General features: G+C 41.8%; 21 protein-coding genes, 1 tRNA gene and 1 pseudogene. 9 read left to right on the top strand and 14 right to left on the bottom strand.

Annotated elements, in window-relative coordinates:
- Window positions 1–101 precede the first annotated feature (101 nt).
- Window positions 102–1205: a helix-turn-helix domain-containing protein gene (locus K9M52_RS09120; RefSeq protein WP_224071746.1), complete on the top strand. Its 1104-nt coding sequence runs from the start codon at window positions 102–104 to the stop codon at window positions 1203–1205.
- Between the two features lie 363 nt (window positions 1206–1568).
- Here K9M52_RS09120 and K9M52_RS09115 read toward each other — a convergent pair whose 3' ends face one another.
- Window positions 1569–2708: a family 16 glycoside hydrolase gene (locus K9M52_RS09115; RefSeq protein ID WP_224071745.1), complete on the bottom strand. Its 1140-nt coding sequence runs from the start codon at window positions 2706–2708 to the stop codon at window positions 1569–1571.
- A gap of 120 nt (window positions 2709–2828) precedes the next feature.
- On the opposite strand from K9M52_RS09115, the gene K9M52_RS09110 reads away from it, so the two are divergent.
- A complete protein-coding gene (locus K9M52_RS09110; protein WP_224071744.1) occupies window positions 2829–4109 on the top strand; it encodes a hypothetical protein in 1281 nt (426 codons plus the stop codon).
- 363 nt (window positions 4110–4472) lie between these two features.
- On the opposite strand, the gene K9M52_RS09105 is transcribed toward K9M52_RS09110, so the two are convergent.
- On the bottom strand, window positions 4473–5195 hold the full coding sequence (locus K9M52_RS09105) for an ORF6N domain-containing protein (RefSeq protein ID WP_224071743.1): 723 nt from the start codon (window positions 5193–5195) through the stop codon (window positions 4473–4475).
- 27 nt (window positions 5196–5222) lie between these two features.
- Between K9M52_RS09105 and K9M52_RS09100 the strand changes: the two are divergent.
- Together K9M52_RS09100 and K9M52_RS19190 are read left to right on the top strand one after the other, a co-directional pair.
- Window positions 5223–6283: pseudogene (locus K9M52_RS09100) on the top strand (IS3 family transposase); the annotation flags it as partial.
- Window positions 6284–6460: 177 nt separating this feature from the next.
- Window positions 6461–6634 (top strand): ORF6N domain-containing protein, encoded by a 174-nt coding sequence (locus tag K9M52_RS19190; RefSeq protein WP_394369863.1) that lies wholly within the window; start codon window positions 6461–6463, stop codon window positions 6632–6634.
- 181 nt (window positions 6635–6815) lie between these two features.
- Here the strand turns inward: K9M52_RS19190 and K9M52_RS09095 are convergent, their stop codons facing one another.
- Both K9M52_RS09095 and K9M52_RS09090 read right to left on the bottom strand, forming a co-directional pair.
- On the bottom strand, window positions 6816–7526 hold the full coding sequence (locus K9M52_RS09095) for a LytR/AlgR family response regulator transcription factor (protein ID WP_224071742.1): 711 nt from the start codon (window positions 7524–7526) through the stop codon (window positions 6816–6818).
- 20 nt (window positions 7527–7546) lie between these two features.
- Window positions 7547–8188 carry a sensor histidine kinase gene (locus K9M52_RS09090; RefSeq protein ID WP_224071865.1) on the bottom strand — a complete coding sequence of 214 codons (642 nt, stop codon included), beginning with the start codon at window positions 8186–8188 and terminating at the stop codon, window positions 7547–7549.
- A gap of 552 nt (window positions 8189–8740) precedes the next feature.
- Between K9M52_RS09090 and K9M52_RS09085 the strand changes: the two genes are divergently transcribed.
- Complete coding sequence (locus K9M52_RS09085) at window positions 8741–10966, top strand: outer membrane beta-barrel family protein (protein WP_224071741.1); 2226 nt, start codon at window positions 8741–8743, stop codon at window positions 10964–10966.
- A gap of 339 nt (window positions 10967–11305) precedes the next feature.
- On the opposite strand, the gene K9M52_RS09080 is transcribed toward K9M52_RS09085, so the two are convergent.
- From K9M52_RS09080 to K9M52_RS09040, 9 genes are all read right to left on the bottom strand, one after another.
- Entirely contained in the window at window positions 11306–12700 is a 1395-nt protein-coding gene (locus K9M52_RS09080) for an IS701 family transposase (RefSeq protein WP_224071853.1), read from the bottom strand.
- A gap of 32 nt (window positions 12701–12732) precedes the next feature.
- Window positions 12733–12942: a hypothetical protein gene (locus K9M52_RS09075; protein ID WP_119986438.1), complete on the bottom strand. Its 210-nt coding sequence runs from the start codon at window positions 12940–12942 to the stop codon at window positions 12733–12735.
- Window positions 12943–13100: 158 nt separating this feature from the next.
- A tRNA-Pro gene (locus K9M52_RS09070) sits at window positions 13101–13174 on the bottom strand.
- A 107-nt stretch (window positions 13175–13281) separates the two neighbouring features.
- Complete coding sequence (greA, locus tag K9M52_RS09065) at window positions 13282–13755, bottom strand: transcription elongation factor GreA (protein ID WP_224071740.1); 474 nt, start codon at window positions 13753–13755, stop codon at window positions 13282–13284.
- Window positions 13756–13877: 122 nt separating this feature from the next.
- Complete coding sequence (locus K9M52_RS09060; RefSeq protein WP_224071739.1) at window positions 13878–14816, bottom strand: NAD(P)-dependent oxidoreductase; 939 nt, start codon at window positions 14814–14816, stop codon at window positions 13878–13880.
- Window positions 14817–14824: 8 nt separating this feature from the next.
- A complete protein-coding gene (gene rsmA, locus K9M52_RS09055; RefSeq protein WP_224071738.1) occupies window positions 14825–15583 on the bottom strand; it encodes a 16S rRNA (adenine(1518)-N(6)/adenine(1519)-N(6))-dimethyltransferase RsmA in 759 nt (252 codons plus the stop codon).
- Between the two features lie 106 nt (window positions 15584–15689).
- Window positions 15690–17882 carry a glutamine synthetase III family protein gene (locus K9M52_RS09050; protein ID WP_224071737.1) on the bottom strand — a complete coding sequence of 731 codons (2193 nt, stop codon included), beginning with the start codon at window positions 17880–17882 and terminating at the stop codon, window positions 15690–15692.
- Window positions 17883–18013: 131 nt separating this feature from the next.
- Window positions 18014–19351: a sensor histidine kinase gene (locus tag K9M52_RS09045; protein WP_224071736.1), complete on the bottom strand. Its 1338-nt coding sequence runs from the start codon at window positions 19349–19351 to the stop codon at window positions 18014–18016.
- A 42-nt stretch (window positions 19352–19393) separates the two neighbouring features.
- Window positions 19394–20458 carry a glycosyltransferase gene (locus K9M52_RS09040; RefSeq protein WP_394369862.1) on the bottom strand — a complete coding sequence of 355 codons (1065 nt, stop codon included), beginning with the start codon at window positions 20456–20458 and terminating at the stop codon, window positions 19394–19396.
- A gap of 281 nt (window positions 20459–20739) precedes the next feature.
- Here K9M52_RS09040 and K9M52_RS09035 point away from each other — a divergent pair, with 281 nt between their 5' ends.
- Window positions 20740–22704 carry a M1 family metallopeptidase gene (locus K9M52_RS09035; RefSeq protein ID WP_224071734.1) on the top strand — a complete coding sequence of 655 codons (1965 nt, stop codon included), beginning with the start codon at window positions 20740–20742 and terminating at the stop codon, window positions 22702–22704.
- A 90-nt stretch (window positions 22705–22794) separates the two neighbouring features.
- Here the strand turns inward: K9M52_RS09035 and K9M52_RS09030 are convergent, their stop codons facing one another.
- A complete protein-coding gene (locus K9M52_RS09030; protein WP_224071733.1) occupies window positions 22795–23775 on the bottom strand; it encodes an isopenicillin N synthase family dioxygenase in 981 nt (326 codons plus the stop codon).
- Window positions 23776–24018: 243 nt separating this feature from the next.
- Here K9M52_RS09030 and K9M52_RS09025 point away from each other — a divergent pair, with 243 nt between their 5' ends.
- The 3 genes from K9M52_RS09025 (at window position 24019) to K9M52_RS09015 (ending at window position 26600) form a co-directional block, all read left to right on the top strand.
- Entirely contained in the window at window positions 24019–24867 is an 849-nt protein-coding gene (locus K9M52_RS09025) for a porin family protein (protein ID WP_224071732.1), read from the top strand.
- Window positions 24868–25069: 202 nt separating this feature from the next.
- Window positions 25070–26257, top strand: a complete 1188-nt coding sequence (gene hflX / locus K9M52_RS09020; protein ID WP_224071731.1) for a GTPase HflX — start codon at window positions 25070–25072, stop codon at window positions 26255–26257.
- Between the two features lie 25 nt (window positions 26258–26282).
- Window positions 26283–26600 (top strand): Rieske (2Fe-2S) protein, encoded by a 318-nt coding sequence (locus K9M52_RS09015; RefSeq protein ID WP_224071730.1) that lies wholly within the window; start codon window positions 26283–26285, stop codon window positions 26598–26600.
- The last annotated feature ends 52 nt before the right edge of the window (window positions 26601–26652 follow it).

The raw sequence follows: 26652 nt of genomic DNA, 5'->3' as shown, positions 1-26652 counted from the left end.
GAGCGTTATTTATATGTTGCCTTGAAGCGGGACGCCATTTCTCCAATTTTCTGTAGCTTTGCTCTACCGACACAGGTACTGCACCATTATTTGAGACGCTTATGTATACCAAAAAACTTAAAGCCTGGCTAAGTCAGTTTAAACAAGATTATTTTACCTATAGTAAAGGCTTTTTCCACTTGCCGTATAACGGAGATTCCCCCAGGTCGATGATTGAAAGTTTTGAGGGGTTCCCTTTTGTGGAACACGCTAAAGATAAACAGCATCTTTATTCCAATAATCCCTTTTGCAAAGGAGGCTTCTATTATCAGGAATTAGAGCGGGGCTGCTGGATCGTATATTCGAAGGCCTATTATAACGCTAATGTGGCCTATGATCTGCTTTATAGGGATAAAGGAACTGTTGTATCTGACAGAGAAGATGATTACTATATCCTGAGTTTAAATAGTATCAGCAATGTGCCTGGAATTAAAAAGGCAGATGCTCATGAAACGCTATATTTTCCGCAATACAGCTGGACGTTTTTTAAACCTGAAAAACGGCACTGTGACCTCAATTTTAAAGGTGCTGACTGCAAATTTATTACCCTGTACTTTAATGAGCGGTGGCTGAAAACAAATCTGATGCCTAACCAGCTTTTTGCAGAAGCAGGATTGGACCGCTTCATTGGATCCGATGCCGAATATATTGTATGGCCGCTTAAAGCAGAAGACGAAGTATTGAATCGTTTTGATTTGTTTGAGCAGGTAATGAATATTGGCGGCGATGCCAGACGGGTGGACCTCCTTCGCTTAAAGTTTACGACACTGAACCTGATTTTTGATTTTTGCCGGCTTTGCCAGGATCTGAATATTGTCAACAAGACGATCGCAGTTGAATATAAAGAGGGGTTTACCATGAACACGGTGGAAGCCTACCTTCGCGCGCATGTATATGAACGGTTTCCGGGCGTCAGTTTCCTGGCCAGAAAATTTGGTATATCAGAAACTAAGCTTAAGACAGAATTTAAGCAGGTGTTTGGCAAACCCTTGTACCGGTATTTTCAGGACCGGCAAATGGAGAAGGCCCGGGAGCTGATCCTGGAAAACCAGTTACTGATAAAAGACATTGCCTTCAAATTTGGCTATGAAAGCGCCGGAAAGTTTTCTGTGGCATTTAAAAAATATCATGGCGCATCACCCTCAGCGCTGACAAAAAGCCTATAAAGGTAGATAACCTGTTTAATAAAAAACAGAAAGACGGGTAAACCGGAGTATAAGGATCCGCGGGCATCTGTCAGCCATTTTTGGGAAAAGCATTACCACTTTAAAGAGAGCTTTTTGAGTGGTAATGCCTGAGCTATTGACCTTCAGTCAGGTGATAGCGGTTGTTTTGATTGCGGCACCTCAATTTTCTCAATCCAGGCAGCTAGCAGATGCAAAGATGTTGAAAGTAATGTTAATTGAATGTCCCGAAAAGACATATTTAACGGCATACAGTTGCCCGAAAAGGCACAGCCCGGCCATGAGATCTGCTGAAAAAAGCCAGGCAGATCTTCAGACAAGGCAAAACAGCTCTAACTAAAAAGGTCATCTTTCCAATAAAAGACCCTTACTGTCGTCCAGCCGGGCGATGATTCCCCAACCATAAAAAGCGTTTGCCACGCCGATAAGGATTTCGTTCTGCCCTTTTTTTAATGGTAAGTCGAAAGATGCATTTTCCAGTGAGATGCGCCCGCCAGGTGTTTTCATCGTCGGGGTATTGAAGTAGTTTTTATCAACATAAAGCAGTTGCCCGTTAATAAAGACCCACACTTCATCACTGATCCCCAGTAACAGTCTTCTGGTCAGGTTTGCGTCTGCTTGGATATGGGTTTTGAGCCATACAATTTTTCGCTTTTGATCGCCACCAAATTTGCGGCTGAGGTTGATCAGGCCCCGCCTCTCTGCCCGGATCGGTTCCCACAGGGTATTGCTGTCTGGCATATCGCTGTTATCCAATCCGATCCCTGGTTGCATGGAAGTCATTTTTTGCTTTACCTGCCAATTGCGGAGATAACGGGGATCATTATCTGTGATATCTGCGCCGGCCAGAGAAAAAAGCCCGTCGGTCGCACCTCGCCTGATGGTCAGGTTGGCAATGGTTGCCGCGCCGTCAAATGCGACAGAACCTCCACGAACATTGCCTTCCAGATAAGGAACGATAAGTGCGGGCCGCGTGGTATCGTTGACAAATACCCGCAACTGTTTGCCTGAGATAACGGCTTTTACATGATTCCATTTTCCCGGTTGAATTGATGCATCTGACTGGTACTGCGGATAGAGATCCCATAGATTTATCCCTTTAATGATTGGCGCATACTGGAGGGCATCGCCTGCCTGGCCGTTGCGGCCTTTGCCGGTACGGAAATAAAAGCACTCCGCCTCATTTGTTGATTGCCGGCGAAAATAGACAGTGGAAAACCCTTCTGACGGCAGCTGGATATCAAATTCGATGATGCCATCAGTGAGGCTGGCGTCTTTAACGGTAGCCATATGCCTGGCATCGGTAATTTTCATGGCGAGCTGCCCGTCAACTTTTTCAAACCTGACTGTACCCGGGTCATATTGCCAGTTGTCTGGGTGCATTTGCACGAAGATATTTTTAGCTGACGTTTGCTGTGCCTTCAGATGAGCCGCTAATAATATAGCTAAGGCGGAGAAGGCTAATTTGGCGATGATCTTTTTCATAAAAAATATGTATTAAAAATTTAGAAGTTGACCAAAGCTTAAAAATCTTTAATTTAGAGGCTATTCACGAGCCGTTCAAATTGGTTCATTCCTGTTCAACGGTTTTTATATTGACAATCAATGGGTAATAATCATTCGTTTATTTATATAAAAGAGTGCCTGTCTTTGGTGGAACAGCAGTTTCAGCGGGGCGACAGCCATGAATGGACGAATTATGATTTTGAAAAACTCAGCGAAGAAATACAGGAGATAACGGGCGTATTGTTGAGTATAACAACGCTCAAACGAATTTTTGGCAAAGTTAAATATGACAGTGTCCCTTCAACGGTTACATTAAATACACTGGCGCAATATATAGGGTTTGCGGACTGGAGCACCTTTAAATTGCAGGCTGCGTCCAGCAGTAAAACTGCCGGTATGTCGAAGAAAATGCGCACCTTTTCCACTACTCTTCTGCATAAAAGAAGATATTGGTGGGCGGGAGGTATCACCCTGGCCCTGCTGCTATTTGCATTATTTAGCGGCCTGACCAAGCGGCCTGCCAGATCAACTCGTGACACGGCAGCCTATGCTTTTAGCAGTAGGAAAGTTTTAACTTCCGGCGTGCCTAATTCTGTTATTTTTGATTATGATGCCAGCCAATCGGGAGAGGACTCTGTGTTTATAACGCAAAGCTGGGATATCAGCCGTAAAAAGCGGGTGTCTAAAAACAATCATTCCTATTCTTCCATCTATTATTATCCGGGATTCTTCCGGGCGCAGTTGATCCGGGGAAGCAGGGTGGTGAAACATCATGATCTTTTGATCACCACCAAAGGCTGGCTGGCAGCCATGCCGCAACAGGATGTGCCGCTGTATTTCAAAAAAGAAGAATATATGAAAGACAGTATGGTGGTGGTGTCTGCTTCGCTTCTTAAATCCTATCACCTGACACTTCAGCCACATCCGCCAGTGATCTGCCTGTTCAATGTGCGGGATCTGCCGGGGCTTCGAAATGATAATTTTACCTTTGAAACAACCTTAAAGAGTGATTTTAAGACAGGAAGCGCCGTTTGCCAGAAGATAGGTGTTCGGATCCTTTGCAAAAATGATGTGATCACCATTCCCCTCTGTGCAACAGGCTGCGTCGGCGATTTACAATTCTTGGCTGCAGGGCGCAAAGTCACCAGTTCAGAAAGAGACCTTTCAGGATTTGGTTGCGATCTGACAAAATGGACGACATTGAAGGTGGTGGCAATTAATAAGCATCTTCGTTTTATAGTTAATGGCAAAGAAGCCTGCTCGCTGGTATTTCCTAATTCACCCTCAGGCATTGTCGGGGTAGAATATATCTTCAAGGGGACAGCTGCTGTAAAAGCCGCCAGCTTTCAAAATAAAAAGAAAATGTTCACATTATTGTAGGCTGCAACAGACCTTTAATAATCCGCTTCATAGCCGTGAGCGTTTTTCCATAAAGGACGGGCCATTTAGCTGGGGATACACAGTTCAACTACTTAAATTTTCAAACCTGGATTTTCGATTTAAACGCATTCCTCTTTGGAATATCGAATAACTGCAAATCCAACCAAAGGTATTGCGCAGAAAATAAATCCTTTTCAAAATTAAATTAACCAAACACTTCTGGTTGTGTTTTATTAAAATTTAATCTCTTTCGTCTTTTAGCCAGGAGACATTGTCTCTGTCTTAACACGCTTTATCACTGGTAAGCGGAGCTCTGCCTGTTAAAATATTTTGCAGACATGTCGTGAGATTGTATCCTTCTGCTCACTCATTTTTACCTCCTTTCAATTTATCCAAGACCTCATCACACAAACTATCCATCCTTGAAAAAGCAAACCACTTCTTTCCCAAATCTTTCAGCGATGCTCCAATATGATAGAGTTCTTTCCTGTCAATAATTAAAAAGCGATCATGACTTTCAGTGAACTCCCTTAATTCAATTGGTGGATACTGGGCGTTGTGTTTGTCAACATCTAATCGCAGGCTTTTATTGATTTTTTTGGTATAAATAAAACAGCCAACTTGTGTTTTACGTTTGGTAAAAAAAGTTAATAGAGAATCGTCTACATAATTATCTATTAGGATAATTGATTTCTTTGCTTTTCTGATTACATCAGACACAAAGTTATAGGCATCAAACACCTCTCCGTCATAGAAAATCCCTTTTTGCGGCAGGGCGCTTTGTTCTAAAGCCGTAAATAACTGATTAAACTTTTGGTCGTGTTCAATTAGTTTACTTTCAATATTGTTAAACCTTAATTGTTGAATGGTGCTCTGTCCAATAAGTTTACGCATCTGAACAAATGTGTTCATAATTTGCACACTAATTCTTACAGCCACCTCACTTCTTAGAACAGCAGAGAGCATTGCTACTCCTTGTTCGGTGAATGCATAGGGCGCTCTCCTTAATCCCATTTTGTCGTTATTGGACATCACAAATTGTGATTGTAAGCTCCCCTTTAAATAGAACGAGTTAGAATTAGACAAAATTGTTTAATTTTAAACCGTTCAAATATGAAGAAGAATCAATTTAGCGCGACTCAGATCGCTAGTATTTTAAAGGAGCTTGATGGCGGCAAAAGTGCCGAGGAAATAAGTCGAGAACGTGGCGTAAGCAAAGCCACACTCTATAATTGGCGTAAAAAGTACGGTGGCATGGAAGCTAGTGAGATGAAACGGGTGAAGGAGTTGGAGGAGGAAAATACCCGCTTAAAACGTATGTATGCCAATCTGGCAATGGAGCTTGATGTCGCTAAATACATAATCGAAAAAAAGTTGTAAAGCCTTGCCACAAAAGGGCTTTGGTAGAAGAAATACGTAAGGAACTGCCAAAATCAGTGAGCAAGGCTTGTCGGGTTCTCGGTTTAAGTCGAAGCGTATTGCACTATAAATCAATCAAAGATGACAGCACTTACGTGGATTTACTTCGTAAGCATGCTGAAGATCATCCTCGTGAGGGTTTCTGGAAGGCTTATGGCCGCATCCGCAACCAGGGTGTCATAGTAAATCATAAACGACTCTTTCGCATTTACCGGGAAGCTGGCCTGTCTCTTCGTCGCAAATGTAAGCGCCGCCTGCCCAATAGAGAGAAGCAGCCATTAGTTGTTCCGGAGACCTTTACACAGAGCTGGAGTATAGATTTCACCAATGACGTTCTGAGCAATGGACTTAAATTTAGAAGTTTTAATGTTATTGATGACTATAACCGTGAAGTATTGTACATAGAAGTTGATTACAGCTTAAAAAGTAGCCGTGTAGTGTGGGTGTTAAACCACCTAATCAACCGCTACGGTAAACCACAGAATATTCGTATGGATAATGGCCCGGAATTAATAGCAGGGTTAATGACTCATTGGAGCGCAGTAAACGATATAACTTTTCAGTACATCCAACCTGGCAAACCCATGCAGAATGGCTATATAGAGCGATTTAATAGGACTTACAGAGAAAATGTACTGGATGCTTATATCTTTGAATCGTTGGATGATGTAAGAGATATCACAGATGAGTTTGTAAAAGACTATAACCACGATCGGCCACACGACTCATTAGGAGGTCTTCCACCGGTGAGGTACCGGGAAGAAAGCGGCCAAAAATTGATTGGGGGCTCGTTCCGCTCCGGCTACGCCTCCGCTACACTCGCCCCCAATCAATTTCCCCAGGAGAGGGAAGAAATCTAATCTCTAAAGGTTCTATTTTTGGGAAGCTTACATGATCTCCAATTTTCAAATTCCTTCTTTGAAAGCTGAAACATAAATGATGAGGGGAATCTGTCAATATTTCAAGAAAAATTTCATTTTCCGTTAACGAATCAGGAATATGCCAACTTGAAATCACAATTTGTGATCTCAAGTTTAAATCATGGAGGGAGGCGCACCCCTCCCAACGCTTTCACCACAATCAGTCAATGTTCTTTGTTGTCATAAAGATACGATAATAACGATCCTTTTTTTATAGAATTTAGTCGCCAAACCAATTCCGTAAACAGCCAGGTGAGAACAGCGCAGGTTAAGAGCGGTGGGGTTTCGCAGGCCAGAAATGAGCGCGGGACTATCGCAAGTCACAAGTTAGGGAAGAGATATAACCGACATTTGATACAGAAGTTAATTAAAGTTTCAGTTTAATTCTAACCTTTTCTTTGAAAGAAGCACCTATCGGTAAATATTCCTTACCGATTATTATTCGGTTTTTTTCAATAAAATCAATGCTGTTAATGTTGATTATATAAGACTTATGAATTCTCAAAAAACAAGATGGGAGAATTTCTTCCATATATTTTATTCTTTCAAGTGACAATGTTTTTCCTTCTGTTGTGTACAAAGTGATGTAATCTCCCAACCCTTCTATATATAAAACTGTTGAGAGGATAATTTTCTTTAATCGATATTCCGTTTTAATAAAAATGTAATCCAAATTAGTCTCAATAGAAGCACCAGAAATCGAACTATCGATATTAATTCTTTTCTTCGCTTTAGAAATACTAGTGAGGAATCTTTCAAAAGTAATAGGTTTCAGTAAAAAATCTATAACATCTTGATTAAAGCCATCTACTGCAAATTCAGAGTACGCTGTGGTAAGAATTACTTTTGTATTTCTATTTTTTATAATATCAATAAGTTCTAAACCTGTAATTTCCGGCATTTGGATATCTAATAACAGAACATCGACTTGATTTTCTTGAATAAAGTCCAATGCCTCTAAGGCTGAAGTTGTTTTGAGAAGTAATTCAGTACCCGGGGTTTTTATAACATAGTCCCCTAAGAGCTCAATTGCTTGAAACTCATCATCGACTATAACAAATGATAATGGTTTAGACATGTTTTTATAATTTATCTTATTTAAAATTTGTTGTTAATCTCAAGATTAACAACAAATTTATTCTCAATATGATGGATTTCAAATTTGTAATCGCCTTGATATAATATTTCCAATCTTTTCTTAACATTTTCCAATCCTATTCCTCCAATTGGTGCTTTTGCCTTTATTCCGACATTGTTGATACACCTAACGACAATATCTCCATTATGTTCAACTTTAATGTCAATTTCTAGCCAGTGTTCTTCGAAGGATACTTTCCCATGTTTGAACGCATTTTCAATAAAAGGTATTAAGAGTAGTGGGGGTATTAAAGGCTCATTTTTTGTTTTTTCAACACAAAATTTAATCAAACTGGGACGTTCAAAACGTAATTGTTCGAGTTCAATATACTTTTTAATATAATTAATCTCATTCTCTAATGGAATAAATTCACTTTTCTCATAAAGCATAAACCTAAGTAATTCACTCAGCCCAGATATTGCATTTAGAGATTGTTTCGAATTGTGATATACCAGTGAGTATATATTGTTGAGATTATTAAAAAGGAAATGGGGATTAATCTGTGACCGCAATAAGGACAGCTCAGACGATTTATTTTGTAAGGTCAACTCCTTTTGTTGGAATTCATTGTATAGGCTATATTGGATAAAATAAAATACCATAGAAAATACAACGTAAAAAGCATTGTAAAGAATTTCGTTCCTAAAAAACCTTGAGATTATTACTGGATCACTCGAAAGTATTTTCGACGTTATAAATTGTAATCCAAAGCATAAAAGGAAAGAGAAACCAATAGAGATTGTGAGCTTTAAATATTTTTGGCCAGGATTAAACTTATGTAAACTAAGATAGGTTCCAAGAATAAACATGAAAGAAATGACTAGGTCCAACATTAAATGTAAGCACCTGATTTCATAACTTCTTTCGTCTACAAGACTAAATTTCCCTCGTACAAGGTCGGGAACATATCTTCCCAAATGGATCAATGAATAAAATATTATAAATGCAACAATTAATAAGCCTATTCTTTTTTTCATTCCTTCCAGTTCTTAAAGAAAAATTTATAATTCTTTTAGGTCTTTCAAAGTTATAGTAAATCGAATAGAAAACATTTTCTAAATCATGCGTTCGTCTATATGTTCTCCTTGTTCATCGATTATGCTTTTCAACCAAGCCTACAAAAATTAGTTTAGCATAAATTTAAACTGATTTCTATGGAAAAGTTCATAACTATAATCTTATTAGTCATCTGTTCCTCAACATTTGCGCAGAATCCTAAACTTGCTTCTGATACATTAAAAAAAGACTCAGTTAGTGATATTAAAAATATTAGACAACTGCAAGAGGTTGTTGTAATAGGAAGAAAAAACGCAATTGAAAGAAAAATTGATCGTACGATAATTAATGTTGGGAGTTTTATAACCACTTCTGGGAATAACTCATTTGATCTCCTTGGTCAATTACCAGGAATGAAAGTACATGAAGATGGAGGTATAAATTTAATGGGAAAAGGAGTTACTATTTATGTGGATGGTAAACCTACCTATTTATCAGGTAGTGACCTAATTGCATATTTGAAATCATTGCCGGCAGATCTTTTGGACAAAATTGAACTTATGCCTCAACCTCCTTCAAAATATGACGCTGCGGGAAACGGGGGCGTTGTTAATATTATAACCAAGAAAAACAAAGAGGATGGATTCAATGTAGGGTTATCTGGAAACATTGGTGAAGGGTTGTACAGAAAGATAAATGGCTCATTGAATCTGAATTACAGAGTTGATAAATTAAACCTTTTTGCTGATTTTGGAATTGGTAGCTTAAAAGACTTTATAAAGACGAATTCGGTAAGAAGAGTGCTAAATTCTGATTTTACTCCTTTTTCTGTTATTGATCAAAAAGGGGAAACTGTATCAACTAAAAATAATAATTTAATAAAATTAGGTGCAGATTATTACCTCAATAAAAGAACGACTTTCGGCATAATATTCACCAATTCTCGGAACTTTGAAAATGAAGCGGGTGAGGTTTATAATGAAGCATTAAATTCCTATGGAAAACTTGATTCAACAATTTTATCAACAAATACTGCGAATAACAAGCTTAACAACAAATTATTTAACCTCAATATGAACCGCAAATTTGATTCCCTAGGATCCGAAATAAGCTTCGACCTTGATTATGGATATTATAAGACAGGTACTGAACAAAATTTCAGCAATTCAAGCTATATAGGTGATAACCTGATAAAAACTGACTTACTCAGGGGATTTCTTCCACGGTTCATCAACATATACTCAGCAAGGTCCGATCTTGTACTTCCGTTGTCCAAAAAATTTAAAATAAATTCTGGCGTTAAAATTAGCAAAGTAAAAACGGATAATATTGCTGGGTATTTTGCTGGAGATGGACTTAATGAAAAATATGACCAATCGCTTAGCAATCGGTTTCTGTATAATGAAATTATTCAAAGCGGTTACCTAGAATCCCAGAAAGATTTTGGCAAAATAGGTGTGCAAGCTGGGATAAGGATAGAACGAACAATTTCTGACGGACACCAAATGGGAAATATATCGGTAAAGAGTGCTTTATTTAAACGGGATTACTTAAATGTGTTTCCTACCTTTTTTTTATCTTATAAACCAGATTCAACAAATCTAAGTCAATTCTTCCTTGCCTATGGAAGAAGAATTAATCGTCCAAGTTATAACAGTTTAAACCCGTTCTACAGTTTAGTCCAGAGATACGACCAATCGATAGGCAATCCGTTTTTAGAACCCGAATTTTCAAATAATGTAGAAATAACTTATGTTTTTAAGAAAAAACTGAATTCAAGTCTATACTTAACTAAAATTAATAATATAGCTACGGATGTTGTGAACGCTGCTAATGATGTATATATACGAAGACCTGAAAACACCGGCGCTCTAAAGCTAGTCGGTTTGATGATGACTTATAATCAAAATATTTTTAAATGGTGGAATTCTGATTTTAGCATAAATCCTGAAAGAGTTCATCTTAATATTCTAATAAATAAAAACCGAGTTGATACTACATTTTTTGCATATTCATTTAATTGGTTTAATCGCTTTACAATTGGTAAAAGATTGATAGGAGAATTGGTGCTAAATACGGGCAGTCCTACATTTACGGGGCAAAATTCGACTGAGGGGGTTGCAAGTCTACGAGCTGGTTTAAGATACCAACTATTGAATGGTAAGGGATCAATAAGTATTAGTGGGAATGACCTATTTCATAGTGTAAAAAGTAAAGGTAGGATTTATAACGTTTATGGTTCAGATACGTATTTTGAAAATCAAAGGGACACTCGAACAATCATGATTTCGTTCAATTATAGGTTTAGAAGAAATAGGAATGAGAATCTAAGAGATAGAAACGGCTCTAGGGATGAACAAGGCAGAGTGAAATTTAAGCCCTAAATAGTAAATTAATTTGGTCATTTCATTAAGTCTTTTTGACACTTTAAAAGTTGAGATTAGATTTGACATTACCATAGATTCTTTCAGTAAGGCTTGATATGAAAAAGGTCACTAATCGGTTAAAATCCTATATCAAACGGCTACAAAAAGCAACAAAACAAATAAGTGCAAAAGGCTGATTTTTAGATATTTGAACCCATTTCTGTGACTCAAAATTAGGTATAGAAAATGGGTAACCGAATGAGTCTCATTTTCTTTGGTTTTACTTGAACAAATTGGGGTAAGAAAAAAAGCAAAACCCCTCTAATCATATGATTAGAGGGGTTTTCTTTAGTTTGGCTAATTTCTGGCATAAAAGAAGGAGGAAAATGAGGGATTTGCCATTTTTTCGCACTTCGATAATTTTTTTTCAATGTTCACGAAGTCGGAAAAATTAATATTTACACTTTGCGCCCAATTTTCAACTCTACATCTATTTATAATATCACCAGTAGTAACCCTTTGCTTTTTAATATTTACGTACCATTTAGGCCCAGGGAGTTGTTTTTTTGATTTGGACTGCTGCTGTTTGTGCGATGCCAGTATCATCATAGCATAACATGCGGATACAAATGCCGGAACTTTTGCTACCGCAGTTTTTTCCCGGATTTGTGCCTGACCACATCCCATTAATGTTTTCTGATCTCTAAAGCCGACTTCTATCTCCCATCTTCTAATATAAGCCTGGACCTGCAGGAAAATATCTATCTCTTGATTGGTTGATATTAAATAGGCGGGAGCACGATACAGTAATTTTGATTTTTTGGTGAGCCTATAGGAAACTGGCCTGATAATGATCAGCATTAAGTCTCTCTTACCTGATTTTCGCCAGCGTATATCTTTTACAACTTTCACATTGAATGTACGCATCTTTCCTGCAGCCCATGCTTCAACCTGCTGATAAGGATAGTCATCGCTTTGTCGGATTTGTTCTGGTGTGGGGAGCTCTTCTCCATAATATCGTTTACGTCCCTTTCCTGATTGTTGCTCTTCTGGTAGAGCATAAATTTTTGAATCCTTCCTTATGCGGCCAATGAGTTCTACATTTTCTGGAAGTTGCCTTAAAACAGTTCCATTCGTGTAACTGCCGTCCACGCTCAGGATAAGTTTTTTATTTTTATAGCCATCGTCATCTAAGCACTTTCTCAAGGCTATGACACGCTGGACGCCTACTTCGCTCATTTTTTCTTTCTTCTGTCTTTCCCGGTATAGTGCTACTTCCTGGTCGGTCGCATTTTTTGACGGCTTCTTGGTGGGAGGACAATGTTTGAAGTCTACCGGGATGGCCCTTGATGGACCGCAGAGGTCTTTTTCAATGAGCGATAAAGAGAGTTGAACAAATCGTTGGCCCCAAATGAAATTATTACAAAACGGGGGGCCAAGTGGATCCCTTAGCCATCCGGTCCCTGATATTTTCTTCCCTCTCTTCCTTAACAGGGTATCGTCCATGTGTGCATAAATAAAATCGCCTTTCTTTCTATTTTGATACACGACCTCCTTTCTAACTTCAGAAAAAATTGCATTCATATCCATTCTTTCACCCTTAAATATTCGATAGGCCGCACTCCAGTCCTTAAACTGATTCCCACTTGCTGTTAACATCCCTGTTATCGTACAACGTCCAATACATGAAATAACTCCGTGAGACAAATCGCGAGCTCTCTGAAAAGTTCTGGATTGCTTGAAAGCTGTTATACATCTATCGAATAATTCATTAAAGCAAGCAACTACTCCTTCTTTTTGGGGAGTTTTTTTTTAAGATCTTTTACGGATTCATCACTACGCTGAAGTACTAGGCGCTGGTGATCATCTATCACCCACTCAACAATCTCTCCTTGCTTAAATTCTATTGCCTGAGCCACGGCAGCTGGAAAATTTACATACCATTGCTCACTCTTTGCTCTTTTTATTATCTGAATTTTAGTTGGATATCCCATATCTAGTCGTTTAACTAGATATAAAGATCACAAAAAATAGCAATATAACCAACTAAATTGCTATTTTTTTTTGCCTTATCTAGAAAAAGGCCAAACTAGAGAAAACCCCTCTAATCATATGATTAGAGGGGTTTTGACCGCCTTTATAGGCTTCTCAGTCGGGATGACAGGATTTGAACCTGCGACCCCACGCCCCCCAGACGTGTGCGCTACCGGGCTGCGCTACATCCCGTTTTCCGGTTAGGATTGCAAATGTAAAAAAAGATTTGACAATATCGGGGTACTGTCAAATCTTTTCTGTTTTATTTTTACAAATGCCTAAGCCCTTTGACCCGGAGATCAGAGGGCGATTGATTCCACTTTTAGTTTCATTTTACCGTTAGGTACGCTGACTTCAGCAACGTCTCCGACAGCTTTGCCCAGTAATCCCTGCCCAATGGGAGAGGATACGGACAATTTTCCCTCTTTAAGGTTGGCTTCTTTCTCTGCGACCAGCTGGAAAGTACTTTTTTTCTTGGTCGACATATTGGTAAAGGTCACCTTGGTCAGTACAGATACTTTGCTGGTATCGATCTGACTTTCATCTACAATTCTGGCGCTATGCACCAGTATCTCCAGTTTTGCAATTTTCGCTTCCAGGATGCCCTGTGCCTCTTTCGCGGCATCATATTCTGCGTTTTCCCGGAGGTCCCCTTTTTCCCTTGCCTCAGCAATGGCGCGGGAGGCTGCGGGGCGCTGCACCGTTAGCATTTCGTGGAGCTCTTGCTTCATCTTTTCGAAGCTCTCTTTTGAGACATACATTACTTCACTCATGGGACATATTTTTGATTATACACAAAAAAAATACAACGCCGCAACCAAGCTGCGGCGCTGTACATAAATGTTATTTCTACGAAGTTAAGTGAATATTTGTTAATAAATATGCAAATGAAGCCTTATTTTTTCGGCCAAAATCCTAACTTTTCTAGTATAACCTGTGACATTTTAAAAAAGGCTTCATGGCTATATCCGGCAATATGAGGGGTTAGAATTACATTTGACCGACTGGCCAGGTTGTCCAGAATATCCCACTCTTTTTGGGTATATGTGTCCAGCTTTTCATTTTCCAGGACATCCACGCCGGCCGCAGAGATTTTACCGGTATCCAGGGCCCTGATGAGCGCTTCCAGGTCCGTTACTTTCCCCCTGCAGGCGGTGATATATACCGGCTTGTTTTCCATCGCGTTAAAAAACGTATCATTGGCATAGTGAAAGGTTTCTTCTGTCAGGGGGATATGCATGCATACAATATCGGCATATTTGCAGATCTGCTCCGGTTGCGCTTCGTGCACATAATCCCTGGCATATCCTTCCGTATATTTATCATGTGCCAGGACGGTCACATTAAAAGGCGCCAGTAGCCTCGTAAAAGCCTGTCCGGTATTGCCATAGCCGATAACGCCCACTGTTTTGCCTGTCAGTTCCGTTCCCCTGTTGGCATTACGGATCCATTTATGCGCCCTGACCTCTTCAAAGCTGCTGCTGATTTTATTGAGGAGGTTTAACAAGAGGCCGAGATTGTGTTCCGCAACGGCATTCCGGTTACCTTCCGGGCTACTGACACAAATGATGCCTTTAGACTCTGCATAGGGAACATCGATAAGTTCCATTCCGCTGCCCAGGCGGCCGATCCACTTCAAATGAGGTGCTGCGTCAATTACTGCCTTGTCAATTTTCAAACGGGTGGTGACGATCAGCCCTTCGGTTTCTCCTATTTTATCCAATAAATCTGCGGCGGTGATGGCTGGCTGATAATCAACCTGAAAGCCCTGAGCTTCCAGTGTTTCTTTTAAGATAGTATGTGTTTTCGCGGTGATCAGTACTTTCTTTGTCACTTTATTGTTTATTTCATTTTAAAACTTAAGCGTGCAAAGTCAGCTACACTGAGCTGTTCTGCGCGTTTATTAAAGATGTCGTCTTTTAAAAAATCAGGATCGAATAAGCCTTTTACCGCATTACGCAGCATTTTTCTGCGCTGGTTAAAGGCTGTTTTTACCAGCAACCTGAATTTTTTGTGACTGGCCACTTCTTCAGGTGTCGTTCTTCTGGTGAGTTCAATAACCCCACTCATTACTTTAGGCGGAGGGTTAAAGCAAGTGGCCGGCACATCAAAAAGATACGTTACGTCATAGTAGGCCTGTATCAGAACGCTTAGAATACCGTAGTCCTTAGAGCCTCCCTTTGAGGCGATCCGCTCCGCCACTTCCTTCTGGAACATGCCAAAAACAGAAGGGACCTGATCTTTCCAGTCCAGTACTTTAAAAAGAATCTGAGATGAGATATTATAAGGAAAATTGCCGATTATGGTAAAGTCCTTTTCAAACGGCGGTTCCAGTTCCAATATACTTTTGTGGATGATCTTTCCTTCCAGTTCGGGATAGGTCTTATGCAGGTATACCACTTTTTCTTCATCCAGTTCCACGGCCTTGAGTTCGATACCCCGAAGCTGTAGCAAGTGCCTGGTTAAAGCGCCGCCTCCCGGACCGACTTCCAGCAACCTGCTGAATGTGGTCTTGCCGAGCGCATCCATGATCTGCTCAAGAACCTTTTCGTCTTTGAGAAAATGCTGACCCAGCGCTTTTTTGAGGGTATAATCTTGCATGGCGCAAAGGTAAGTTATAGATTGCCAATATTAGTTACAAAAATGCCGGCGCTTTTGGCTGCCGGCATTGAATGGTTAAGTTGAATTTAACGCTAAGCAACTACACTTATCGCAGTAACAGCATTTCTCTGTATTTAGGCAATGTCCAGTTTTCATTGTCAACCAAGTGTTCCAGTTTATCGACATGATAACGGATCTCATCAAAGAACTGCGCTTTCACCTGGCTATCATATGCGATGGCTCGGGTGCGGATGTTCTCGATATTATTGGCTACTTTACGCGCTTCTGTCATTTCATGGATCTTTGTATAGATCACCTGAATATGCTTGGAAACACGGGTTAACAGATCCTTCTGGCCGGCGTAGCTCTCCTCGTCCATACCCAGGTCTTTCAGGTTCTTGATATTCTGAGCCAGGGTATTTTGGTAGTTGACGGCTACCGGAATGATGTGGTTTAAGGCCAGGTCGCCCATTACGCGCCCTTCGATCTGCACCTTTTTGAGATAGTTCTCCAGTTCAATCTCATGACGGGCTTCCAGCTCGCGATGGGTATAGACACCGTTGGATTCAAACAGTTCTTTTGCTTTATCGGTAGAGAGTGCATCAAGCGCCAATGGTGTTGTTTTAACATTGGGGAGTCCGCGTTTTTCAGCCTCTTTTTCCCACTCGAAACTATAGCCATCCCCTTCAAAAAGTACACTTTTACTTTCTACGACATACTTCTGTAAGGTCTGCATTACGGCGATCTCTTTTTTGCTGCCACCTTTGATCAGCTCATCCACTTCTGCCTTGAATTTCTTCAGCGAATCCGCCATAATCGTATTCAGGGTGATCATTGCATTCGCGCAGTTGGCAGAAGAACCTACGGCACGGAACTCAAATTTATTACCCGTGAAGGCAAACGGAGAGGTCCTGTTTCTGTCTGTGTTATCCAGCAGCAGTTCAGGAATAGATCTGTGCAGATCCAGTTTGAGAATGGCTTCATCCTGCTCATCAAATTTATCTCCTACGCGTTTTTCCAGGTCACCTAAAACCTGAGACAGGTATTCTCCGACGAATACAGAAATAATAGCAGGAGGCGCTTCGTTGGCTCCCAGACGGTGATCATTGCTGGCAGAAGCGATAGAGGCTCTCAGAATGTCCGCATGGTCATGTACCGCTTTGATAATATTGATAAAGAATGTCAGGAATAACAGGTTGGTCTTCGGCGTTTTGCCCGGCGCCAGCAGGTTAACGCCTGTATCTGTAGCCAGACTCCAGTTATTGTGTTTGCCGCTACCATTAATACCCGCGAAAGGTTTTTCATGCAGTAAAACCTTCAGCTTGTGCCTTTTGGCCACCCGGGTCATCAGATCCATCAACAGAATGTTGTGGTCAACCGCGATATTGATTTCTTCAAAGATAGGCGCAGCCTCAAACTGGGCAGGCGCTACCTCGTTATGTCTTGTTCTTAATGGAATGCCTAACTTGTAAGATTCATTTTCAAAGTCACGCATAAAGGCGTATACCCGCTCAGGAATAGAACCGAAATAGTGGTCATCCAGCTGCTGCCCTTTGGCGGGTGCGGCGCCAAATACAGTACGGCCGGCCTGGATCAGGTCAGGGCGTGCATTGGCGAGCGCTTCGTCAATGACAAAATATTCCTGTTCCCAGCCCAGTGTAGGTGTTACTTTGCTGATGCTTTTGTCAAACAGGTTGGCTACTTCAACAGCCGCCTTGCTGACAGATTCAACCGCTTTTAATAACGGGGCCTTATAGTCCAGGGATTCACCTGTATATGATACAAATATAGTAGGAATGCACAGCGTCTTACCGGCACCCATTTCATAGATGAAGGCAGGAGAAGAAGGGTCCCACGCCGTATAACCACGGGCTTCAAATGTAGCACGGATCCCGCCATTAGGAAAAGAAGAAGCGTCAGGCTCCTGCTGGATCAGTGTACCACCGTCAAATTCTTCAATGGGTGTACCATCTCCTTTTAAGGTAAAGAAAGAATCATGTTTTTCTGCAGTAGTACCCGTCAATGGCTGGAACCAGTGCGTATAGTGGGTTACTCCTTTGCTTTCTGCCCAGGCACGAATGCCGATGGCAATCTGGCCGGCAAGATTGCGGTCAATTTTTTTTCCGCCTTGGACGCTGGTTAAAAGGCTTTTATAAGCTTCACCGCTCAGAAAGGATCTGGCTTTTTCCAGTGTAAAGACGTTTTCTCCAAAAATACCGGTCACTTTTGTATCAGCAATACCTGCTTTGGTGGTGGTATCACTGGTTAAAGCACTAATAGCGTCAAATCTCAGGGACATTGATTAATTTTTTGAATTAAAAATAAATTAATATCGCAAAATTAAAACTATTCTTCTGTATATAACAACCGTTAGTCAAAAAAAATACACATTAATTTAATTTCAATGTATTTTGAAGGCTATTATGAAGCTCAGGCAAGCGGCAGTTCAACGGTGAAGGTGGTGCCTTTTCCAAGGGTGCTGTCTACTTTAATTTTACCGTTATGACCCTCTACTATATCTTTCACATACGTCATCCCCAATCCGAAGCCCTTTACATTATGCAAATTGCCGGTATGGGCGCGATAGAATTTTTCAAACACTCGTTTGGCGGATTCTTTGGACATCCCGATCCCATTGTCCTTTACCTGTATGATCAGGTATTTGGCAGAATTGGTCGTTGTAATAACGATACGGGGCGGGACATCAGATTTTGAGTACTTAACCGCATTATCGATCAGGTTGTTCAATAAATTATTAATATGGACTTCATCGCCCCGGATCAGGTCATTGGTTGCGTTTAAGTGCATCACCACCTCGCCCGACTTATCATATAATTGCAGGGTAAAGTTGTCTACCAGGTGGCGCACCAGGTCGTGTATATGTAAGTCGTCTTTTTTAAGATTGAGTTCCTGTTTTTCCATAAGGGCAGCCTGCAATATAGTTTCCACATGTTTATTCATGCGTCGGTTCTCTTCTTTAATGATGCCGCTGAAATATCCCGACTTTTCTTTATCACCCTGTACCTTTTGGTTCTGTAAAGCATCCACGGCCAGCGAAATGGTGGCCAGTGGCGTCTTGAACTCATGGGTCATGTTATTGATAAAGTCACTCTTGATCTTACTGAGCCTGCGTTGTTGCAGCATGGTGCGCACGGTAAGATAGAAAGCGGAGATCGTGATAAGTGTCAAAAGGGCAGAGCCAAAAAGTATCCAGGTCAGTGAACGCCAGGCCTGGCCGTTCAAATCCGGGATCAATACCGTCATAAATTCTGTGGCGGTCACATAACCGTCTTCCTGTCTTGCATCAATGGGGAAAGTCTGATTCGGGGTATTCTCTCTTAATATAGAATCTGTCACAAATTTTTGAACCAGCGGCGCAAAATTTGGCGTCATTTGTTCGGGGATGCCGGCGGAACCCTGTCCAAATACGATCGCGTATTCAATATGGTACTTCTCCGCCTCGTTCCGGGTCATGGCTTTTAAAATAATCTGATTGACCTCTGCTTCTGAAAAGCGTTGGTTGACTTTAATGCTGGGCAGTATATTGCCATTATACGGAAAGGTGAGGCTCTGGTCACGTAACCGCATGGCGGTGGCAGAGGATTTGCTTAGAGAATCAACGGCCTCACTGGCGGCTTTGAAAACCCTGAAGATGATCTTCTGTTCCTGTGTCTGGACAATATTGACGACCCAGTTCACCTGCAGGAAAACAAAACCTACTAAGGACAACGCCACGAGAATCAGACTGACTGGAATCGCTTTTTTCATGAATATTTACTGCTTTGACGGAGAATTAGCTGCATGGAACGGTTACTTCCACTTTTTAGCCGGCTTTTTCCAGAGGGAAGGGGCCATAATAAAGTAGTACAGGAACATCCACAAATCGAAAATAATGAATTTTGACCAAAGGTCCTGTTCATTTAACTGCTTCATAGCTTTTTTCCAGATAATGGCGAGTACCAGCATTCTGACCAGGTAAATACTGAGTGCCATCCACCAGTTAGCCAGTATAATCGCTGCGATGAGTGCCGGATAAACCAAAAAGCCGGAGCCGCTATAAAGGCCCAGTAAGAATTTTGTTTTAGGCTTGTAATATTTGGCCGTGGTATAATGCCTGTTTTTTTGTTTCATCCAGGCGCTCCAGGTCAGCGGAGGCTCACTGATCGTGTGGGCTGCCTGGTCGATCATAATAGCCGTGTTTCCCTTTTTGGCAACCTTGCTGATAAAAAGATCATCATCCCCGCTGGGAATATGATTGATGGAAGCAAAGCCTTTGTTTTTAATAAAGAGCTCTCTTTTGTAGGAAAGATTGCGCCCCACTCCCATATAAGGATGTCCCGAGAGGGCGAGGCTTAAATATTGTAATGCGGTATGAAAGGTCTCAAAACGTATCAGCTGATTGAGCATGCCTTTCTTTTTGTTGTATGGACCATAGCCCAGCACAATGTCAATACCTGTATCATAACCGCTTTGCATAAGCTGCATCCATTTTTCTGACGCTGGTACGCAATCAGCATCTGTCAGTAGCAGGATTTCGTATTTGGCGGATTTGATCCCCATAGATAATGGAAACTTCTTGCCCGGAATACCCTGGGCCTCCTGTACCAGAGGGAGGATATTTAATACTTTGAACTGCTTCTGGAATTCTTCCAGAAGGTATTTGGTCTCATCGGTGGAATTGTCATTGACCACGATGATTTCATGCGTTGTCTGGTAGTCCTGCACCAGCACACCGGGCAGGTGGGTGGCCAGGTTCTCTGCCTCGTTTTTGGCACATATAATAGTGGACACCGCATATTCCTGGCTGGTACTCTTTTCTTTGGGGGTATAATAGGCCAGCTTCCTGAATACGAACAGGTAATACCCAAGTTGTATGAGGACTACTAACGCTAATATTGCTAAAACGATCCATCCTATCAGACTCATCGACATCATCATAGCGCAAAAATAAGTGTAGTTTTGAAGTTAGCAGCTTTTTTCCGGGGTATATTCTTCCGGGAGGCGATAACAGCCGCATTAAATAGGAATTATTTTCACGCATTGCACACAAAATCTGTGATTATCGTATATTCGTCCATTCAAGCTTCCGCTTTGACGCCCCGTTTTCCGGGGTAAATGGCTTAGAGCAAGTAATAACACATACAAATAATATAATAATGAGAGCTTTTTCCCGGTTGGCCTTTATACTGGTTACCTGCGCTATCGGCCCTTTTGCGGTTCAGGCACAGGAGCAACATCCTGAAACGAACTATAATCAGCATGAGGCCTTTGATCCAGGTTTCTTTACACAGTCAGGTAATATGTATAGAAGTGCAAGTGGTGCCCCAGGACCTGCCTATTGGCAGAACAAGGTTAATTATGAGATCCATGCCACCCTCAATGAGCCGGATACGACACTGACGGGGGAAGTCAAGATCCATTATCTGAATAACAGTCCCGATTCTCTTCATTATCTATGGTTGCAGCTGGACCAGAATCTATTTGAGCCGAGCTCCCGGGGGGCGGCGACTACGCCTATTTCGGGGGATCGCTTTGATGTAAAAGGATATACCAAAGGGGGGGAGCACATTCAAGCGGTCGAAGTTGTATATAAGGGCAGGACCTATAAGATTGAGCCGGTGATCTCAGATGCCAGAATGCAGTTGCGTCTGCCAGTAACCATGGCACCAAAAGGAGACGCCATTGATGTAAAGGTCAGTTATTCTTTTTCTATCCCCCGATACGGAGCCGATAGAATGGGCAGATTATATACCAAGAACGGAGTGGTGTATGAACTGGCTCAGTGGTATCCCAGAATGTGTGTGTATGATGATATTAAAGGCTGGAATACCTTACCATATATGGGACTCGGTGAATTTTATCTGGAATATGGCGACTTTGATTATTACGTGACCGTACCTGCTTCTATGATTGTAGCCGGTTCTGGCGTATTACAAAATCCTGAAGATGTACTTACCAAAACGCAGCAACAAAGGCTAAAAAAAGCATCCGGTTCAGACAGTACAGTGACTATTGTCAGTGAATCAGAAGTTGGCTCCGCAGCTTCCAGACCTGCCGCAAAGGGTAACCTGACCTGGCATTTTAAGATGAACAATTCCCGTGATATCGCCTGGTCGGCCTCCAACGCTTTTATATGGGATGCCGCAAGGGTGAACTATCCATCGGGCAGAAAAGGGCTGGCCAGCGCCGTGTATCCGGTTGAAAGCAAAGGGGTGCATCGTTATGGGAGGGCTGCACAATATCTGAAGCAAAGCATAGAGTTTTATTCCAGGCATTATTTTGAGTTCCCATGGGACAATGCCACTGCGGTCGCCGGTGTGGCTCTTGGGATGGAATATCCGGGCATTGTTTTCTGCATGTATAATATTGAAGATGGTAACCTTTTCCATGATGTTACCCACGAGATCGGTCACAACTGGTTTCCCATGATCGTCGGCTCCAATGAAAGAAGGTTTATGTGGATGGATGAAGGGATGAATACTTTTATCAATAGTTTTGCTTCTAACTGGTTTAACGGGGGCGAATACGGAGATACCACCAATAAGGATATCATGCATATTGCACAGGTGATAAAATCCAGTACCAGCCCACTGATCACTGCTCCGGAGAACATAGGCTTAAGCGATTATGGCCAGTATTATTTTAAAACTGCTGCAGGCCTTAAAATCCTCAGAAATGTTGTATTGGGCCGTGACAGGTTCGATTATGCCTTTAAGCAATATATCCACGACTGGGCTTTTAAGCATCCACAGCCCGAAGATTTTTTCCGTAGCATGAATAACGGGGCAGGTGAAGACCTGAACTGGTTCTGGAAAGAATGGGTTTATAAGACCTGGCAGCTGGATCAGGCGATTACAGAGGTGCGTCAGGCCAGTAATGATCTGAAGGATGGCTGCCTGGTAACGATCCTGAATAAAGAAAAAATGGTCATGCCCGTCTTGGTTCAGGTCACCGAAGAGAACGGGAAAGTGACGGATATAAAACTGCCGGTAGAAGTATGGCAAAGAGGGGCCAGCTGGACCTTTAAAGTGAATACGACCAGCGCCGTGACCAAAGTGGAATTGGATCCGAAACATGATCTGCCGGACGGTGACCGCAATAACAACGTTTGGACGAAATAGGGTCTTACATAAACATATAACCGGTACATAAGAGAGCGGCTGCGGTTATCTCAGATAACTGCAGCCGCTCTCTTATGTTTTGAATGCCCTTTATTTTTTCAGACCAATCTCCCGGAGGCGTTCATCCAGATAGCCTCCTGCCGTAATAGGCGCATAGGCCTTAGGATGGTCTTTGTCGATGCAGCTTTCCAGGCAATCCAGGCTCATTTCACTGCGGGGGTGCAGAAAGAACGGGATGGAATACCGGCTCGTGTTCCATTTTTCCCGGGGCGGATTTACGACTCTGTGGGTTGTACTCTTAAGTTTATTATTGGTGAGTCTTTGGAGCATGTCTCCGACGTTGACGACGATTTCATCGGGCGCGGCGGTTGCCGGCACCCATTTTCCTTCCTTAGTCATTACTTCCAGTCCATCAGCTGAAGCGCCTACCAGCAAGGTAATCAGGTTAATGTCTTCATGCTGTTCTGCGCGGATCGCGGAGGCAGGCTCCTGCGTAATTGGCGGATAATGGATGCAGCGAATGATAGAATTGCCATTGTGCACAAATGCATCAAAATAATGTTCATCCAGTCCCAGGTAAAGCGCAATGGCGGACAGTAAGGCTTTGCCGCTCTGTTCAAAATGCCGGTAGGTTTCATAAAGGGTCGGTTCCAGTTGCGGTACTTCATCGACTGCAACGTTGGGCGGATAATTTTCACCGGGGAGCTCCTCTCCCTCTACGGTCTGGCCATACTGAAAAAACTCCTTGAGGTCCGGCGCGTCAAAACCCTTGGCATGCTCCTTCCCAAAACTGGTATAGCCTCGCTGGCCGGCAAGCTCGGGTTTTTCGTAATGCTCCTTGACGGATGTAGGGAGATTAAAGAAGGATTGGACATAAGTATACAAGTCACTGATCAATGATTGTGGAATGCCATGGTTTTTGACGGCGACAAAGCCTACTTCTTCATAGGCTTTCCCTAATTTTTGGACAAAGGCGTCTTTTTCAAGCGGTTCAATCCCCAGGAAATCGGAGAGGTCTACAACAGGTATTGACATAAAATAAAAATCGTTAGAAGTTAAGGAATCAGGCATTAAAAATACCATTTTTTTGTTATATCAACTCTTTTTGTATGTTAAATCAAAGGGGTCAATAAGGCGCAATTTTATCCTGCCGGCTGCCATGACCGGTTAAAAAGCAGTAAAATATTGTAAATCTAGTCAGGTGAAAAACAGACATTTTTACTAAGTTTTTAACAGACAGGTACAACAATTCATTTATATTTGCCCATTAAGAAATCACCCCTCATAAATTTATTACAGGGAAAACAAAACAGAATGAAGAAACTTATCGGCCTTTTTACCATTGCAGTCTGCTCCATGGGTATTTTGAAGGCACAGATTACAGATGTCACTCCTCCTGTTGCTGCTCAATCAAATAGTGCCGTCAAGGATAGCAGTGCTCCTGCCCTGGCTCAGCAAGTAGAGACAGATGCATCTGCACAAAAAGCTGCGGATAAAAGAAAAAAGTTTGCCAATATAGATCTTAGCCATCGCGGCGCAGATCATTTTATGTTCCAGTTTGGTGGTATGGGGCTTGGAGGCGCCACCGATGATTTTAAAACGAACGGTTTTAGCCGGGAGTTTAATTTCTCTTTCATGTTAGATAAGCCTTTTAAAAGTAATCCCCACTACAGCCTCGGATTTGGAATAGGTTATAGTAGCGCTAATTTGTTTTTTAATGGAAAATATGTGGACATTAAATCTACTGAAAGTGAATTGCAAATTTCCGACCACATTACCGGGACAACCAATTCATTCAATAAATTCAAAGTTGTACTGAACTATTTTGAGATTCCACTGGAACTGCGTTACAGCGCCAATATGGAACATCCGAATAAAGGATTCAGGTTGGCTGTTGGCCTGAAAGGCGGACTCTTGTTAAGTGCACACAGCAAAGGCAAGAATGAAATGAATGCCGATGGCAGTACTATTTATGGCAAAGGCTATATCGACAAGGAATATAGCAAGAGATTTTTTAAAAATACGCGCGTAAGTGGTACAATCAGAGTGGGTTATGGTCTATTTTCCGTATTTGGAACTTATCAGCTGACACCGTTACTCAATACCGGGGCGGGGCCTTCTTTACATCCTTACAGCGTAGGATTGGCGCTGGGGGTCATGTAAGTTATGCGCTGAAGGTGCCGGTGCGGCATAATATCAATACAAAGAATTACGTTAAAGAGCAGATCAGTGATTTATTCGCGGGTCTGCTCTTTTGATTATAGGACGCAAAAGGCCAATTTTTATGATAAAATTGCGTACCTGCCTTAATAACATGTATTACAAATAGATTAACAAATGCTATCTTTGCCAAAAGTTAATTCCATTGATAGATAAGCAGAATAAAATAGCGGAAGATGAGGTTGCGGTTCTGGTCAGTGTGCTGCAGCCGGACCAGACAGAAGCATTGGCAAATGAATATTTGGATGAATTAGCTTTTTTGGCGGAGACGGCCGGAGCCAAAACGGTCAAAAGGTTTATTCAACGACTGCCCAACCCCGATAGCAGGACTTTTGTAGGGAAAGGTAAACTTGATGAGATCAGACAATATATCGCAGGTCGTCAGGTTGACCTGCTCATATTTGATGATGAGCTTACAGGATCCCAGATCAAGAATATCCAGGAAGTGGTTAAAGTCAAAACGATTGACCGAAGTGACCTGATTCTTGATATATTTGCCCGGCGGGCAAGAACCGCCCAGGCTAAAGTACAGGTAGAGCTGGCACAATATCAATATATTCTCCCCCGACTTAGAGGCATGTGGACACATCTGGAAAGACAGGGGGCGGGCATCGGATCCCGGGGGCCGGGAGAAACAGAAATAGAAACCGACCGCCGTATTGTAAAAGACAAGATCTCTCTGCTTAGAAAAAGACTCAAAGAGATTGAAAAACAATCTTACACCCAAAGAAAAGAGCGTGGGGAATTTATCAGGGTTTCTTTAGTCGGTTATACGAATGTGGGGAAAAGCACTATTATGAACCTGCTAAGTAAAAGCGATGTATTTGCCGAGAACAAGTTATTTGCTACGCTGGATACCACCACCCGAAAAGTGGTGTTGGAGAATACCCCGTTTCTTTTAAGCGATACCGTTGGCTTTATCCGAAAATTACCTCATCATCTGATTGAAAGTTTCAAAAGCACACTGGATGAGGTCCGGGAAGCGGATCTTTTAGTCCATGTCGTAGACATTTCTCATGAGAAACATGAGGAACAGATCGAGGTGGTGAATAAAACCCTTCAGGAGCTCGGCGCGTCTGATAAACCAATTATTACGGTATTCAATAAGATGGACCTTTACGTGGAAAAGAATTTTGATGAGTGGCTTCCCGAAGAGGTTAAAAAACAAATTCTGGAAGAGCTGAATCAAAAGTGGCACAACATAACGGAGGGGAACAGCATCTTCATTTCCGCTGCCAGAAGAGAAAACATAGACACCCTTAGGGATTTTTTACTGACCAGGGTCCGGGAGCTATATAGTATCCGCTATCCCTATAAAGTGCAATACTATTAACTACTTAAACAATTTTTTTTGAACTATGTCGCTGTACAAACTAGCTGATCGATTACAAGAGATTCGTTTTTCCAAAAATGGCTTATGCGCCATGGAACTGGAAGGACGTAAAATTACATTAGCAAGAAAAGGTGACCGGTTATTTGCATTCTCCGGAATTTGTCCGCATGCAGGCCATGAGCTGGCGGACGGCTATCTGGATTCCAAGAACTGTATTGTCTGTCCCCTGCATAATTACAGGTTCAGTCTTTCCAACGGGTTTGACACTTCCGGAGAGGGGTATCACATCAAAATATATAAGACAAAGCGTTTGTCGGATGGATGGTACGTGGACTTCGTATAATCAAAAACTATATCAACTGCCTGTTAGGTACATATAAAAAGCCCGAACTTAT

The sequence above is a fragment of the Arachidicoccus terrestris genome, from assembly GCF_020042345.1.
In the GTDB taxonomy this organism is placed as follows: Bacteria; Bacteroidota; Bacteroidia; order Chitinophagales; family Chitinophagaceae; genus Arachidicoccus; species Arachidicoccus terrestris.
The sequence above is the reverse complement of the archived record's forward strand: the minus strand, read 5'-3'. Positions and strand labels throughout refer to the sequence as shown.